Genomic DNA, 16,066 nt, shown 5'->3' with positions numbered 1-16,066 from the left:
GGCGAGCGCGCTGTCCGCGTACGAATTACCTCGGCGCCCTCTACAACCCGGCTCGTCCGCGTCGACAAGGAGGGCAAGGTCGTCCCCGACCTCGCCGAGTCCTGGGAGCCCGACGCCAAGGCCCGCACCTGGACCTTCCGGCTGCGCCGCGGCGTCACCTTCCACGACGGCTCCGCCTTCACCTCCGCCGACGCCGCCTACACCCTGCGGCACATCCTCGACACCGCGACCGCCTCCCCGCAGGGCCCGGTGCTCGCCCCGCTCGTGGACCCCAAGCGGCTGCGCACCCCGGATCCGCACACCCTCGTGATCCCGCTGAAGAGCCCGCACGCCGACTTCCCCAGCCTGCTCACCCACTACAACTGCTACGTCGTCCCCGACGGCAGCGCCAAGTCCATCGGCCGCACCGGCATCGGCACGGGCCCCTTCAAACTGGCCTCCTTCACCGCCGCCGGACCCGGCCGGGTCGTGGCGTACGGGGACCACTGGGCCGGGCGCCCGGTGCTGGACGCCATCGACTTCTTCTCCGTCGCCGATATGCAGGCCCGGGCCAACGCCCTGCTCGCCGGGCAGGTCGACCTGCTCTCCCAGACGAACCTGGACTTCGCCACCGCCCGCGTCATCGCCGCCTCCAGCCGCGCCACCATCGCCCGGTCGAAGAACGCCCAGTGGTACGTGCTGCCGATGCTCACCACCGAGAAGCCCTTCACCGACGTACGGGTCCGGCAGGCCATGAAGCTCGCCTACGACCCCGAGCACATCCGGAAGGTCGCCCTCCAGGGCGCGGGCACGCTCGGCTGGGACAACCCCGTACCGCCCAGCGACCCCACCCACATCGCCGCCCACCCCGCCCACGACCCCGAGCGGGCGCGCCATCTGCTGAAGCGGGCCGGGCACGAGCGGCTGGCGGTGGACCTCTACACGTCCTCGTACGACCCGATCTTCACGCCCATGGCCCTCGCCTACCAGGAGTCCGCGGCCCGCGCCGGGATCCGTATCCGGGTCAAAACCGCGGCCGCCGACTCGTACTACACCCAGATCTGGATGAAGAAGCCGCTCATGGCCACCTACTGGTACACCGGGCGCCCCGTCGACCAGCTGCTCAACCAGGTCTTCCGCAGCGGCTCCTCCTACAACGAGACCGCCTGGTCGGACAAGGAGTTCGACGCGCTCCTCGACCGGGCCCGCCGCGAGACCGACGAGGGCCACCGCCGCGAGCTGTACGGGCAGGCGCAGACCCTGGTGATCGAACGGGGCGGGGCGATCACCCCGATGTTCGCCGACCGGCTCACCGGCATCTCCCGGAAGGTGCGCGGCTACGCCGAGCACGGCTTCGAGTTCGACTACCTCGGCATCGGCCTGAAGGGGGCGTGAGCAGCGTGTTCACCTTCATCGTCCGCCGCGTCGTCGCCGCGTTCGGCACCCTGCTGCTCTCCTCCGTCATGGTCTTTCTGGCCGTCCAGGCGCTGCCCGGCGACGTCGCCACCCAGGTGCTCGGCAAGGACGCCACCCCCGACGCGGTCGCCGCGCTGCGCAAGCAGATGGGGCTCGACCAGCCCGCCTGGGAGCGCTACTTCGACTGGATCAAGGGCGCCCTGCACGGCGACTTCGGCACCTCGCTGGTCACCACCAAACCGGTGGGTTCCGAGGTCGCCCAGTACCTCGGCAACTCGGCCATGATCGCCGTCGTCACCGTCCTCTTCGCGGTCACCGGCTCGCTCGTCCTCGGCATCCTCGCCGGGCTCTACCGCGACCGCTGGCCCGACCACGTGATCTCCACGGTCAGCCTGGTCGGGATGTCCATCCCCGAGTTCGTCGTGGCCACCCTGCTGGTGCTCGCCTTCTCCGTCACCGTCCCCGTGCTGCCCGCCGTGGTGCTGTACGGGCCGGGCGCCGGGTTCGGGCAGCTGCTGCCCGCGGTGTGGCTGCCCGCCGCGTCGCTCGCCATCGTGATGGCCGCGTACATCGTGCGGATGGCCCGTACGTCGGTCATCGACGTCATGGCGAGCGAATACGTCACCACCGCCCGCCTCAAGGGGCTCTCCACCTGGCGCGTGGTCACCCGGCACGCGCTGCCCGGCGCCCTGCTGCCCACCCTCCATGTGATCGCGCTCAACGTGGCCTGGCTGATCGGCGGCGTCGCCGTCGTCGAGAACGTCTTCAACTACCCCGGCATCGGCAAGCTGCTGCTCACCTCCGTGCAGAACCGCGACCTGCCCGTCATCCAGGCCATCGCCCTCATCAGCGCCGTCGTCTACGTCATCTGCAACCTCGCCGCCGACCTCGGCTCCATGGCCCTCAACCCCAAGCTCCGCACCCGAGGAGGGAGGACCCGATGAGCGCGCTGAAGACGCCTGCCCCGGCCCCCGTTCCCGCACCGTCCGCCCGGTCAGGGGCCTCCGGCTCCGCGGCCGCCCGCGCCTGGCGCACCGTACGCTCCTCCCGCCCCGCCGCCATCGGGCTCGCGATCGTCGCCGTCCACCTCGTGATCGCGCTGCTCGCCCCGCTGCTCACCCCGTACCACCCCACCGTCGGCGACGCCTCGCACGCGCTGCTCGGGCCCGGCGCCGACCACTGGGCGGGCACCGACCAGTACGGGCGCGACGTGCTGACCCGGGTGGTGTACGGCGGGCGGTACGCGCTCGGCGTCTCCGTCACCGCGACCCTCATCACCATCGCGCTCGGCACCGTCCTCGGCTGCGCGGCCGCCCTGCGCGGCGGCTGGCTGGACGATGTGCTGATGCGGATCCTGGACGCGGTGCTGTCCATTCCCGCGATCCTCGTCCTGCTGGTCATCGTGACCGCGCTGGGCACCGGCTCCGGGGTCATCGTGCTGGCCATCGGCGTCATCTGCGTCCCCCAGGTGGTACGCGTTGTCCGCGGCGCCGCGCTCGCCGTCGTCCCCCAGGACTACGTCACCGCGGCGCGCGCCCGCGGCGAGAGCACCTGGGCGATCCTGCGGCGCGAGGTGCTGCCCAACATCATCGACGTGGTGTGCGTCGAATTCGCCATGCGCGCCTCGTGGGTCGTGCTGCTGATCTCCTCGCTGTCCTTCCTCGGCTTCGGCGCCGATCCGCCCACCCCCGACTGGGGCCTCATGGTCTCCGAGAACCGCACCGCCATCACCGTCGTGCCGATGGCCAGCCTCGCGCCCATCATCGCCCTGGCCACCCTCGTCGTCGGGCTCAACCTCGCCGCCGACGGCCTGTCCAAGGCGTGGGGCGTCGACCGCATCCGGGAGGGCTCCTGATGAGCGCCATCGTCTCTGTGGCGGGCCTTGGGGTCGCCTACCGTTCGGGCGGGCGGGAGATCCCCGTCGTCCACGACGTCTCGTTCGACCTCGCGCCGGGAGAGACCCTCGCCCTCGTCGGCGAGTCCGGCAGCGGCAAGTCCACCGTCGCCGCCACCCTGCTGGGCCATCTGCGGTACGGCTCGCGGCTCACGGGTGGCACGGTGCGGGTCGACGGGCAGGACGTCTTCGCCCTTCCGGCGCGGGAGTTGCGGCGGCTGCGCGGCGGTACGGTCGCGATGATCGCCCAGAACGCGGGCCAGGCCCTCACCCCCTCCATGCGCATCGGGCGGCAGATCGCCGAGGCGGGCGGCGACGTGCCCGTCACGGAGCTTCTTGAGCAGGTCCGGCTGCCGCGGCCTGGTGAACTCGCGCGCCGCTATCCGCACGAGCTGTCCGGCGGACAGCAGCAGCGCGTCGCCATCGCCATGGCCATCGCCACCCGGCCCAAGGTGCTGGTGCTGGACGAGCCCACTACCGGGCTCGACGTCCTCACCCAGCGCTCCGTGCTGGACCTGGTCGGCTCCCTGCGCGACGAACTCGGCCTCGCGGCCGTTCTCGTCAGCCACGACCTGGGTGTCGTCGCGCGGATGGCCGACGAGGTGTGCGTGCTGCGGTCGGGGCGGGTCGTCGAAGCCGCCCCCACGCGGCGGCTCTTCGCCGCGCCCGTCGATCCGTATACGCGTCGTCTGCTGGCCAGTGTGCCCCGGCTGTCGGACACCGGGCTCGCGCTGGTGGGTGAGGACGGGACGCGTGAGGTCCGTCCGAAGCGGCCGGTGCCCGACGATGCCGCTCGGTCCGTCGACGTACGAGATGTGACGATCGACTACGGCTCGTCCCGGGCCGTCGATGGTGTCTCCTTCCAGGTGCGGCGGGGCGAGGTACTCGCTCTGGTCGGCGAGTCGGGTAGTGGCAAGTCCACGCTTGCCTGGGCGCTGGCCGGGCTGCGGGCGCCCTCGGGGGGTGCGATGACCCACGAGTCCGGTGACCTGGGCGGCTCGGCTCGGCGGCGGCCGCTCGCTCTCCGGCGCAAGATCCAGCTCGTCTTCCAGAACGCCGATACGTCGCTGAACCCGCGGCGTTCGGTGGGGGACGCCGTGCGGCGGCCCCTGCGGTTCTTCGGTGCGGGGGGTTCGCGGGACGAGGTGGCTTCGCGGGCGCGTCGTCTCATCACCGACGTCCGCCTCGACCCCGACTTCGCCGACCGGCTCCCCGCGCAGCTCTCCGGCGGCCAGCGCCAGCGCATCGGCATCGCGCGGGCGCTGGCCGGTGAGCCGGATGTGCTCATCGCGGATGAGATCACCACGGCGCTGGATGTGTCCGTCCAGGCGGATGTGCTGCGGCTGCTGGATGATTTGCGGCGGGAGCGGGACCTGGCCTGTCTCTTCATCAGCCACGATTTGGCGGTGGTGCGGGGTATTGCGGACCGGGTGGTGGTGCTGCGGCACGGGGTGGTGGTGGAGGAGGGGCCGACGGATGCGGTGTTCGCTGACCCCGGCCATCCGTATACGCGGCAGCTGATGGCCGCCGCGCTGGAGCCCGACCCGGATGCGGTGGCCCCTGCCGGGGTGGCCGACGCGTGGGCTGACGCCGCGGAGGCGGGCGCGGTCTGGGACGAGTTGGGCGGTGGCCACCGGGTGCGCAGGTGGCGGGCGGCGGATGGTTAGCCCCCACCCCGCCCCTTCCCGAAACCGGGGCGCAGCCCCGGCCCCCGCGGGGGCTTGCGCCCCAGGGTGCACCCGCGGGCGCCAGGCCCCGGGAGGGGCGTTGCCCCGTGAGGTTTCGTCGCCGGGTGCGGCCCGGTGGCCGGGTTGTGCCCACCCGTTCCGCCCTGCGGAACGATTGCCCACAACGTGGTGCACATCCGCCCCGCCGGGGGAGCGTGGGCCGACGGCGGATGCGCCCCAGCTTTCAGCCCGCGTATGGAATTCCCCCTGCCGGGACATCCCAGCCCCTCCAGCGTTTGAGGAGCGGGGTCCTGGGGCGGAGCCCCGGCGGGGGTGCAGGGGGCGGAGCCCCCGCGACGGGGGGCCGGGGGCTTGCCCCCGGTTCGGGAAGGGGCGGGGTGGGGAAACGGCCCGCCGCAGGCGTACACAACACCAGGTAGAGGAGACACGTGAGGTACAGGGAAGCCTTCGACCATGAGGTACGGGTCGAGGACGTATGGATTCCGACCCGCGACGGCACGCGCCTGCACGCCCGCATCTGGCGCCCGACAGACGCGGAGACCACCCCCGTACCCGCCCTCCTCGAATACCTCCCGTACCGCAAGAGCGACTGGACCGCCCCCCGCGACGCCCAGCGTCACCCCTGGTACGCCGGGCACGGCTACGCCTCCGTACGCGTCGACCTGCGCGGCAGCGGCGACTCCGAGGGCGTGATGCGCGACGAGTACGACGAGACCGAGCTGGCGGACGGCGTGGACGTCGTCAACTGGCTGGCCGCCCAGCCCTGGTGCACCGGCAAGGTGGGGATGTTCGGGATCTCCTGGGGCGGCTTCAACGCGCTCCAGATCGCCGCCCTGCGCCCCGAGCCGCTGAAGGCGATCGTCACGGTGTGCTCCGCGGACGACCGTTACGACAACGACGTCCACTACATCGGCGGCGCCGTCCTCGGCATCGACATGCTCGCCTGGGCGGGCACCATGCTGGCGTTCACCGCGCGCCCCCCGCACCCCACCTCCGTCGGCGAGGACCGCTGGCTGCCGATGTGGCGGGAGCGGCTCGACGCCCTGGAGCCGTATCTGCACACCTGGCTCGCGCACCAGGAGCGGGACGCGTACTGGCGGCACGGCAGCGTGTGCGAGGACTACGCGGCGGTCGACGCCGCCGTGCTCGCGGTCGGCGGCTGGGCGGACCCGTACCGGGACACCGTGCTGCGCCTGGTGGAGCACCTCGACGCGCCCGTACGCGGACTGATCGGCCCCTGGTCGCACCAGTACCCGGACCGGGGGCTGCCGCCGGGCCCGGCGATCGGGTTCCTCCAGGAGACGCTGCGCTGGTGGGACCACTGGCTCAAGGACGCCGACACGGACGTCATGGACGAACCGCTGCTGCGCGCCTGGATCAACGACCCGGTGCCGCCCGCCACCTCGTACGACACGATGCCCGGCCGCTGGGTCGGCGACGACGGCTGGCCCGCCCCGTCCGTGACCTGGGACGAACGTCCCCTCGGTGGCGGCACGGAACCCGTGATCGTACGCTCCCCGCTGCACACCGGCCTCGACGCGGGACGCTACTTCCCCTTCGGCAACGCCACCGATCTGCCGCCGGACCAGCGCGAGGAGGACGGCCGTTCGGTCTGCTTCGACTCGGCGCCACTGACCGAACGGGTGGAGATCCTGGGCCGCCCCCGTGTACGGCTGCGCCTCGACAGCGCGACCCGGCGCGCCCATGTCATCGCGCGCGTCTGCGACGTGGCGCCCGACGGCTCGTCCACCCTCGTCACCCGCGGGGTGCTCAACCTGATGTCCCGGCACGGCCGGGACAAGGCCGTGGAGTGGGAGCCGGGGCGTGAGGAGGACGTCGAGTTCGAGCTGAACGGGACCGGTTACGCCTTCCCGCCCGGCCACCGCATCCGGGTCGCGGTCTCCGACGCGTACTGGCCGTGGGTGTGGCCGCACGGCGAGCGCGGACAGCTCACCGTACGGCCCGCGGAGAGCGCGCTGCTGCTGCCCGTACGGGACCCGGGTGCGGACGCCTCGCGCCCGCCGATCACCTTCGAGGAGCCCGAACAGGCCCCGCCGCTCGCCGTGACCGTGGACGCCCCCGCCGAGCCCCGCCCCGAACGGACCGTCACCCATGACGTCGCCACGGGGGAGTGGGTGCTGGACGTGGATCCCAACTACGGCGGTTCGCGCACCTACCCGGACGGGCTGCGGTACGAGGAGAGCGCCCGCGAGACGTACCGCATCCGCTCCGGCGACCCGCTGTCCGCCGTGGCAAGCTCGCGGTGGACCATCCGGCTGCGGCGCGACGGCTGGGACGCGGAGATCCGTACCACGACCGAACTGCGCGCCACGGCGGAGGAATTCATCATGGACAGCAGCGTCGAAGCACGGGCGAACGGAGAGACAGTGGCCAACCGCGCATGGCAGCACAGCATCCCGAGGACGTCCGCGTGACGTCGTCCTCCGAACGCCCGTCCGACCGCCGCCCCGCCCGCCGCGCCGTCGCCGCCTCGGCCCGTACCCGCCAGCCGACCGAGGTACGGCGCCGCCTGATCGTGGAGGCCGCCGTCCCGCTCATCGCGGAGCGCGGCACCGCGGGAGTCGGGGTGCGCGAGGTCGCCGCCGCGGCGGGGGTCTCCGTCGGCACCGTCACGTACCACTTCGAGAGCGTGCAGGAAGTCCTCTCCGAGGCGATGGTCCTGCACATCGAGCGCTACTACGCCGCCCTCACCGAGGCCGCCGACCGCGCCACCAGCGGCGCGGAGGGCCTGCGGCTGCTCATCGACGCGCTCTTCACGGACGACACGGACCGGCACTGGCGGATGTGGTTCGACTACTGGAACGCGGGCGAGCGCGACGAGACGTTCGCCCGCGGGGCGGCCGAGCGGTACGAGAGCTGGCACGGCGAGATCCGGTCGCTGGTGGAGCGGGGCTGCGCCGAGGGCGACTTCCGCTGCGCCGACCCGGCGGACTTCACCCTCCGCTTCTCCGCGCTGGCGGATGGATTGGCGTTGCGGCGGCTGCGCCAGGTCCCGGCCCTGACCGTCGAGGACGCGCGCCGCCACCTGCGGCGCTTCGTGGAGGCGGAGCTGGGCGGCTGAGCGGGGGCGGTGCGTGTGGCGTGGGCTCACTTCTTCTCGATGGGCGGGCAGGTGCCGGTGTCGGAGCCGATGCTGTTGATGGTGGCGTTGTCGCGGGAGTCACTGCCGTAGTTGATCTGGTCGGTGCACTTGACGCCTTCGATGTTGGGGGTGCCCTCGGTCTGGTCGCCCCGGACGGGCGGGCAGGTGCCGGTGTCGGAGCCGATGCTGTTGATGGTGGCGTTGTCGCGGGAGTCACTGCCGTAGTTGATCTGGTCGGTGCACTTCACGCCGTCGACGGTGGGGGTGCCCTCGGACTGGTCGCCCTCGGACTCGTCGCTCTGGACGGGCGGGCAGGTGCCGGTGTCGGAGCCGATGCTGTTGATCGTGGCGTTGTCCCGGGCGTCGCCGGCGTAGTCGATCTGGTCGGTGCACTTCACGTCGGGCTTGTTCGGGACCCCCTTCGCGGCTTTGCTGCCATCTGCCTTGTCCGAGGAACCGGGGGACTGGGTGGCACTCGCCGAGGTGCGGTCCTGCGAGGACGAGGCGTCCTTCTCATTGCCCTGGCAGGCCGTGAGCCCCAGCGCGGCAACGGCGATCGCCACGGCGGCTGCGGCCTTGCGGGCGCGGAGGGTGGAAAGGTGCGACATGGCGTCCCCGTATCTGTCGAAGCGGTGGTTCGGGCTTGTGACAACAAGACTGTCGGCCGCCGCTGTCGAACCGCCGCCGTACGGCTAACGCCCGGCTAACGCTCCCGGACGCATGGCATGAGTGCCTGTCAGGGAGAGCCGGTGCGACAGGCTCGGGCGACGGAGACGGTGATCAGTACCGGTTCGGCCGTACCGGCGTCGCGGAGGGCGTCGGCGAAGACCTCCGCCGTCCAGGCGGCGATATCCGGCGACCACGGGCGGGCCCCGCACCGGAAGGACAGGTCGGTGACCTCGACTCCGGCAGCTGGGCGCGACGTATCAGCAGGCCAGAGCCGCAGGAAGCCCCCGCCATCCGCGCCGGATGACGGGGGCGCCGCGTGTTCAGTCTTCGCCCCGCATCCCCTTCAGGTAGCGATTGGCAGCGACCACGAAGCTCTCACGGGCCGCCTTGAAGTCCTTCCAATCGGGGTTGACGCCCCCGTCCCTGTGCATAGCAGCGAGCTGCTCCAGCACCGTACGGGCCTCCTTCACGGGACCGATCCCTTCAACGTCGATGACGTTGAAGGCGGCGCGGGTTGCGGCATACGCACGATCGACGGCGGCCACCGCTTCGGTCCCGTCTGAGAACCGACCGTCTTTGCGAAACCAGGCCACGTTGGATTCCGCGTCAGCGGCAGACAGGAACTCTGCGTAGGCATCGCGCCGGGCCAGGTACAGGGTGATCGAAGACGCTGCGTCCATGGGGCTACTCCATACTCACAGGGCTTTGCTCCCGCCCCTTTGGGATGGGGCAGCATCAAGCTACTCGTGTACCCCCATGATCGTGGCCATATCGTCTCAGATCGGTTTCAGCAGTCAGTGCGAGAGATGGAAGGGTTGGCGTAGCGCACGGACCTGCGAGGAGACATCCTGGGCACCGCGCTGCCGTCTCCCTCGCCTGTGGGACCGCAAGCCGCATCCGGTGCGCAGGCCGTCTGCGGATTGCATGACTCGAAGGACGGATTGCAGTCGGGCAGGCAACTGGGAGTGCTGCGTACGGCACTGTGCGGGAAGGCCGCTTCCAGTTCGGCGCGGGCCGCCCGCATGGGTACGCCGTCGTAGATCTCTTGCAGCGTCTGATTGTGGACGTTGCCCAGGTTCATCCAGCGGGAGAACACACACGGGGACACTCGCCCGTCAGGCAGAACAGCGAATTTCGCACGCCCGCACATTCCGCAGAGTTCTTTGATCTGCGGAAATGCGCCCTCGGCGCCTCGGCCGAACGGCCGGATGTGATCGGTCCGCACGTCTCGGATTCCGAGTTGCAGAAGCTCGTGATGCGCGTTGGCCTCGCGCTGTCCCTCAAGTACGTGGATCACACTTCCGCGCATCTTGATTCCGAGTTCCCGTGCCTTCTCGACGTTCGCCCGCGTGCGCGCGTGGGAGCCTCGGACCTCGGTCACCTCGTCGTGGTCGGTCTCGTTGTCACTGTAGTAGCTGAACGCCAGACGGACGCCGGGCAGGGTGAGGGCTTCCCAGACCTCCGGCCTGATGTGGGTCATGTTGCTGAAGACCTCGATGCGCATGGCGTACTTGTGCGCATGCCGGATGAACGCGGGCAGGCTCTGGTGAAGCGTCGGTTCCCCGCCGATGAATTGCACGTCCCGTACGCCTAGGCCGTTGAGCTGATCGATTACGCGAATCCAATCAGCATCGGACATGTCTCCGTGATCACCTTGCGATGACGAATTGGCGTAGCAGTGACGACAGTTCAAGTTGCAGAAACCGGTGATCTCTAACCATGCGAATTGCGGACGCAGTGGTAGGGCACGCATGACGGCTCCAAAAGGTTTGAGAGTCGGCCCCGCAGGGCCACTGGAATCACCCAGAGTTGAGGCCCAGGCGGAAATCTGTCGGTGTTCCACGTCCTCAACGCGACGGCCGCCATGGCGCGCTATTCATCGTTGCGAGGCCCCGCCTTGATCGCTTAGCACTTCCTGTTGCGATGGCGACCAGGGCGGGAGTTGCCCACCCGGCGCACCGGGGGGTGCGCTCGCACATGGCGAACGGGTTTAGGTCGAGCAGCGTTTCGAACGGAATCTCGGGCGGGTGGCTGGACATCAGTAGTTCCGCCAAAGCACCCCCCAGTAGGGGGACGCAGCAGTTGGATGACGCAGCCGCCGAGCGGGAGCCTTTTGAGGGGCCTCGTTACCGACGAGGCCGGACCTTGTACCGGAATACCCTGCGCCACCGGGCGGCGCGATGAATCAACTTCCTCTTCTTCGCCTGGGAATGTACTTCCGATCCCGCGCTGTGAACGCCCTGTCCCGGATAGCGGCGGTCTCCTGGGTGTCCGAAGGTCGCGTGCACGTCCATGTCGTTGATGACCGAGTGAAAGAGTTCCAGGTCTCTTTCGTATCCAGACTTCTCAAGCCTGGACAGGAGCGTGGCGCACAGCTCGCAAGTTTTGGGGTCTACTGGTCCACTTCGAGGTTCGAGTAGACCGGGTAGGGAGTGCACTGCGCGAGATCCTTTCTAGTGGTACCCGCCCCTGCCGGGGTCCCCAATAAGGCGGGGGCCCAAATTCAGTACGTCCAGCAGGGACGGAGCTAATCACTGGCCAGTATGACGGCCGCTGCGGCCCTCAAGGCCCGTCTAACTCGCCTGAACAACTGGCGTCTTGCCTGTTCGTCGGTGGCGTCGCAGATGTGACACTCGAAAGGGCAGTGCGGGTGTTCAGTGCGAGGCAGGTGGACAATGCCGGTTTCCAGGTCTTTCACACCGCCGTACTCTGTCCACCAATCTTTTGGTGAGTCCTCGTACGGCGTGTCCGCGAACTGGCTTGCGGTGTTCCTACTCGTCTCGTCTGTCACAGCGTCCGCCCCATCGGGCCGAATTGATTCCGACGCCTGATGTCCTTGCGTACGCACTCCCGAAGCTGAGCCATCAGGGGGCTGTCGCCGTCCTCGTCCTGGTCGGGCTCGGGCCCGCCGTCAGGACCGGCGGCGTCAGGGCACTTCGGCTCGCCGGAATTGCACACGGGCCAAGAGAGAGCAGACCGAATCGGGGGCTCGCCGTTCTCGGGGTAGTCGACCTTCACCGTTCGGCCCTCCACCACTCCGGACCGAATGCCGGGACGTACGGAGGCGCCGGGTCGGTGTCCCAGAAAATCGGGGCGCGATCCTCAGCCGGGACACGGGGAAGGTGCAGAGTAGGAGGGTCCCTGTACGTGACGGTCCACCTGCCCTGGTGCGACAACGTATGGGCGTGGAGTACCGGGGGTGGCAGAGAAGCCAGGTCAGCGGCCGGCGGTGACCGCACCGTGGTCGGAAGAGGCGGACGGGCGGGGTTGCCAGTCGCAAGATGCGCCGCACTATGCCTCCCCGGCCGAGGGGCGACCAGTTGCCGAACTCGCCGCAGTAACAGGCGAACTCTCACTGCTCCGCCTCCCCATGCCCGGTGGCTCGCGGGGCGGCGCCCGGTTCGGGCGGCTCCGGGCGGCGCTCACCGGGCGGACAAGGCGTGAGAGGTACATCGGACTGGCCCACGTAGACACCGACGCCATCCGTGCGCCCACCACGCAGCGGCTCTCCGGGCCTGGGCTCCGAGTCGGCCATGGTTCACTCCTCCTTGGTTACCGGGTGCACACCAAGCACAACTCAGCGCGCACGGAGGGCGGTACCGTGGAGCAAGGGCCGAATCATGAGAGTCATAAGAATTCGGGGAGCTGACGCATGAGCAAGCGCGGGCCGAACGTCGCACTGGCCAGGCTTCTTGACGAGTCAGGTCTGAGCGATACGCAGTTCATCCGCGCGGTCAACCGGCTGGCGGCCGAAGCCGGTGTGGCTGTGCGCTATGACCAACCGTCAGTGAGTCAGTGGCGAGGCGGCACGATGCCACGTCAGGCAGTGCGCCCGTTCATCGCGGAAGTCCTGGCGCGGAGACTGGGCCGCCCGGTAACCCTGGCCGAGATCAACTTTCCCGCCCCTGCCGCCACTCCCGACAATCGAACGCTTCCACGTACCGTAGACGAGTTGGCAGACCTCGTGAGGAGCGACATGGATCCGTCTCGCCGAGGGGTGTTGAGCGCTGGCCTCTACTCTGTCGCTCTGACCATCCCAGCGTGGCCCGACATCGTCGGACGCATGGAGGCCGTTCAAACAGGTCAAGTTCGGCGTATCGGAAGGGCCGACGTTGAGGCCGTTTCGGCGATGACCGACCGCCTCTCAGAGCTTGACGACGACTTCGGCGGCCGCTACGCGAGGCCGATGGCCGCCGCGTTCATGGCCAACACAGTTGCCCCCTTCTTGAAAGCGGAGGCGTCCAGCGATGTTCGCAAGGCCATGCTCTCCGCCACTTCGTTCCTATGTTACTTGACCGGTTGGATGGCAGTGGACGAGCGGCATCACGGGCTCGCACAACGGTATTACGTCAAGGGCTTGGAGTTGGCCGGTGCCAGTGGAGATCACTCGACGTATTGCCACATTCTTCGAGGCATGTCGGTTCAGGCCGTAGACCTTGGACACGGCGTCACGGCCTCACGTCTGGCAAGTGCCGCCTCTGCTGCATCCCCCAATTCTGGGCCTCGAATGCGAGCCTTCTTCGCAGGGCAACAGGCACATTCCTACGCGGTGGCTGGCAATCGCGCAAACGCTCTCCAAAGCATCCGGGAAACTGAGATGGCTATGGAAAAAGCAGAGAGTCAGGCAGGGACTTTCGGCGGATACAGCCCGGCCACGCTGGCTTATCACGTCGCCCAGGTGAGGTATGGACTTGGTGATGTAGCCGGAAGCGTTTCGTCCCTTCAACTGCATTTCCGCCTACGCGACGCCACCGATAGTCGCAGGTCCGGACTTATCTTCAACACCATGTTGGCGGAGCGTCAGCTAGAGATGGGCCACCTGGAGGCCGCCTGCGGTACGTGGAATCGTGTGCTCAAGGAGTACCCTAAAGTTCACTCAAGCCGAGTTGACGAACGAGTGGGCAAGATACAAGAGCTCCTCCGGGCGTACCAGTCCAACTCGACGGCACGAGAAGTCTACGAACGGGCTCGCGGGATCTCGGCAGATCGGCATGCGAAGTCCAGGACGTAGGGGCCCTGGTGGTGACAGCATTTGACGGCGGTCTTGAATACAGTAGTCGGAGGGCCATCCGGAGATTTGTTGCCGGAGCCTTCACTACCTCGGGACCGTCGCTCTCGTTGCGCCTGCGGCGCTGATCGGGGCGCTGAGGAAAGTGGATTTCCATAAGCCCGAGTTGGGCGCCCCACCATTCGACGTAAGGTGAGGCGCGCGGGTTTGCCTGAGAAGGCTCTCGGGTACACCGTGGAAGTCACGGATCGTTCGCGACCGTGCTAACCCCGACTAGCCGGAGGTCAGCATGGCATCGCGACGCGCAGAGCATCGAACCCCTCGCCCCTTCCTGGAGCTGCACTGGGGTGTGCTGCACGTGGTTGTTGAGCGAGTGCCGTACCAGCTACTTGCCGTGATAAGCGGTGCAGCTGGCTTTTCTTGTGTGGACTCGCGTGGTCTCCCGCGGACGATGACAGCCAGGCGGCACGTCTGCTTCGGCCGGGACCTCGTAAGCCGCGACAGCAGCAGTTTCTTAGGCGGACGTCTTGGTGCTGCGGGGGATACGGCCGTCGCAATGCGGCCATGCCGTGGCCAGCTCACTCGCCCTGCTGCTGGCGTAAGGGGAGGCCCTGTTGTCGCCGTTGCGCGCGATCACGGTCGCGGTGGCGGGGCGGGCAGCCGGGCCCTACTGCCGGCGGGTGACGCGGCGGATGGCACGCCCCGCCAGGGTGTCCGTGCGGCGGCCGTCCTCGATGACGAAGCGGCCGTCGATCAGGACGTGCGGGATGCCGGTCGGGAAGGTGCGGGGGGTCTCGAAGGTGGAGCCCGCCGCCACCGTGTCCGGGTCGAAGAGGACGAGGTCGGCGCGGTAGCCCTCGCGGATCTGGCCGCGGTCGGGGAGGCGGAGGCGGGCGGCGGGGCGGCCGGTGAGGTGGGCGACGCACTCCTCCAGGGACAGGACGCCCAGTTCGCGGACGTAACGGCCCAGGTACTGGGGGAAGGTGCCGTACGCCCGGGGGTGGGGCTTCGCGCCGTGCAGGATGCCGTCGCTGCCGCCCGTGTGGACGGGGTGCTTCATGATCGCCTGGACGTTGCCCTCGTGGCCGACGTGCTGGAGGATCGTCGGGCCGAGCCGGTCGTCGAGGAGCAGGCGGCGGGCGGTGGTCCACGGCTCCTCGCCGCGCTCGCGGGCGCTCTCGGCGACCGTCTTGCCGATGTGGCCGCCGAGGGACGGGTCGTTCACGCCCGAGATCTCGATCCGGTCCCATTCGATGGGCACACCGTGGCAGCCGTCCGCCCCCTCGACCTCCACGACATGGCGGATGCGCTCCGCCGTCGCGTCGTCGCGCAGCCGCGCGAGGATCGCGTCGGGGCCGCCCTCGGCGGCCCAGCTGGGCAGCATGGCGGCGAGGGTGGTGCAGCCGGGGAGGTAGGGGTAGGTGTCGAGGGTGATGTCGGCGCCGTCGGCGAGCGCGGTGTCGAGCAGGGCGAGGAGTTCGGGGGCGCGGCCCTTGTTGACGCCGAAGTTCATGGTGGCGTGGGCGAGGTGGAGCGCGCAGCCCGCCTCGCGGGTGAGGGCCACCATCTCCTCGTACGCACGCAGGGCGCCCGCGCCGTAGGAGCGGTGGTGCGGGCAGTAGTAGCCGTCGTACGCCGCCACGACCCGGCACAGCTCGGTGAGTTCGGAGTCGGTGGCGTACATGCCGGGGGTGTAAGTGAGCCCGGAGGACAGGCCGACGGCGCCCTGCTCCAGGCCGTCGGCCACCAGCTCCTTCATCCGGGCGATCTCGGCGGTCGTCGCGTCGCGGTCCTCCCAGCCGAGGGCGAGCATGCGGACGGTGCCCTGGGGGATGAGGTACGCGGCGTTGACGGCGATGCCCTGGCCGTCGAAGCCGTGGTCGAGGCGGTCCAGGTACTCGCCGACGGTGCGCCAGGTGAAGTCGATGTCGGAGCCGTCGCCGTTCCAGCCGGTGATGGCCGTACGGATCTGGGCGAGGGTGCCGTCGTCGACGGGGGCGTACGACAGGCCGTCCTGGCCGATGACTTCGAGGGTGACGCCCTGGGCGGCCTTCGCGGAGTGGTCGGGGTCGCGGAGCAGCGCGAGGTCGCTGTGCGCGTGCATGTCGATGAACCCGGGGGAGAGGGCGAGGCCGGCGGCGTCCACGGTGCGGCGGGCGCTGGGCCGTTCGCCGCCTTCGGGGACGATGGCGGCGACCCGGCCGCCGTCCACGGCCACGTCGGCCCGGAAGGCGGCACCGCCGGTGCCGTCGATGACGCGCGCGTCGCGGATGACGAGGTCCATGCGGTGCCTTCTTCCTGTGTGCCGG

The 16,066-nt window shown here is 69.5% G+C and carries 11 protein-coding genes; 7 read left to right on the top strand and 4 right to left on the bottom strand.

The genetic code is table 11. The annotated features are described in order from the left end of the window. The 6 genes from SSOG_RS16645 to SSOG_RS16620 all read left to right on the top strand — a co-directional run. Positions 1 to 1,374: ABC transporter substrate-binding protein (locus tag SSOG_RS16645; RefSeq protein WP_009715405.1), on the top strand; the 1,374-nt coding region annotated here is incomplete at its 5' end. Between the two features lie 5 nt (positions 1,375 to 1,379). Then, positions 1,380 to 2,339: an ABC transporter permease gene (locus SSOG_RS16640; RefSeq protein WP_039941186.1), complete on the top strand. Its 960-nt coding sequence runs from the start codon at positions 1,380 to 1,382 to the stop codon at positions 2,337 to 2,339. Further along, on the top strand, positions 2,336 to 3,250 hold the full coding sequence (locus SSOG_RS16635) for an ABC transporter permease (protein WP_009715403.1): 915 nt from the start codon (positions 2,336 to 2,338) through the stop codon (positions 3,248 to 3,250). The genes SSOG_RS16640 and SSOG_RS16635 overlap by 4 nt, the downstream gene beginning before the upstream one ends. Continuing rightward, positions 3,250 to 4,956 carry a dipeptide ABC transporter ATP-binding protein gene (locus SSOG_RS16630; RefSeq protein WP_039937813.1) on the top strand — a complete coding sequence of 569 codons (1,707 nt, stop codon included), beginning with the start codon at positions 3,250 to 3,252 and terminating at the stop codon, positions 4,954 to 4,956. The genes SSOG_RS16635 and SSOG_RS16630 overlap by 1 nt, the downstream gene beginning before the upstream one ends. A 449-nt stretch (positions 4,957 to 5,405) precedes the next feature. Beyond that, the gene (locus tag SSOG_RS16625) at positions 5,406 to 7,412 is read left to right on the top strand and encodes a CocE/NonD family hydrolase (RefSeq protein ID WP_009715401.1); all 2,007 of its coding nucleotides are present in this window, start codon (positions 5,406 to 5,408) and stop codon (positions 7,410 to 7,412) included. Continuing rightward, positions 7,409 to 8,059 carry a TetR/AcrR family transcriptional regulator gene (locus SSOG_RS16620; protein WP_245606310.1) on the top strand — a complete coding sequence of 217 codons (651 nt, stop codon included), beginning with the start codon at positions 7,409 to 7,411 and terminating at the stop codon, positions 8,057 to 8,059. The genes SSOG_RS16625 and SSOG_RS16620 overlap by 4 nt, the downstream gene beginning before the upstream one ends. Before the next feature lie 26 nt (positions 8,060 to 8,085). On the opposite strand, the gene SSOG_RS16615 is transcribed toward SSOG_RS16620, so the two are convergent. The 3 genes from SSOG_RS16615 to SSOG_RS16605 all read right to left on the bottom strand — a co-directional run bounded on the left by SSOG_RS16615 (position 8,086) and on the right by SSOG_RS16605 (position 10,502). Continuing rightward, positions 8,086 to 8,688, bottom strand: a complete 603-nt coding sequence (locus SSOG_RS16615) for a hypothetical protein (protein ID WP_009715399.1) — start codon at positions 8,686 to 8,688, stop codon at positions 8,086 to 8,088. Between the two features lie 381 nt (positions 8,689 to 9,069). Beyond that, a complete protein-coding gene (locus SSOG_RS16610; RefSeq protein ID WP_009715398.1) occupies positions 9,070 to 9,429 on the bottom strand; it encodes a hypothetical protein in 360 nt (119 codons plus the stop codon). Positions 9,430 to 9,536: 107 nt separating this feature from the next. Continuing rightward, positions 9,537 to 10,502, bottom strand: a complete 966-nt coding sequence (locus SSOG_RS16605; RefSeq protein WP_009715397.1) for a radical SAM/SPASM domain-containing protein — start codon at positions 10,500 to 10,502, stop codon at positions 9,537 to 9,539. Positions 10,503 to 12,401: 1,899 nt separating this feature from the next. Between SSOG_RS16605 and SSOG_RS48515 the strand changes: the two genes are divergently transcribed. Further along, complete coding sequence (locus SSOG_RS48515; RefSeq protein WP_009715394.1) at positions 12,402 to 13,760, top strand: NsdA family TPR-like regulatory protein; 1,359 nt, start codon at positions 12,402 to 12,404, stop codon at positions 13,758 to 13,760. Between the two features lie 664 nt (positions 13,761 to 14,424). Here the strand turns inward: SSOG_RS48515 and SSOG_RS16595 are convergent. After that, on the bottom strand, positions 14,425 to 16,041 hold the full coding sequence (locus SSOG_RS16595; protein WP_009715393.1) for an N-acyl-D-amino-acid deacylase family protein: 1,617 nt from the start codon (positions 16,039 to 16,041) through the stop codon (positions 14,425 to 14,427). Positions 16,042 to 16,066: the final 25 nt, after the last annotated feature.

The sequence above is a fragment of the Streptomyces himastatinicus ATCC 53653 genome, from assembly GCF_000158915.1.
Classification (GTDB): Bacteria; Actinomycetota; Actinomycetes; order Streptomycetales; family Streptomycetaceae; genus Streptomyces; species Streptomyces himastatinicus.
This window is presented reverse-complemented; position numbering and strand designations above follow the sequence as displayed.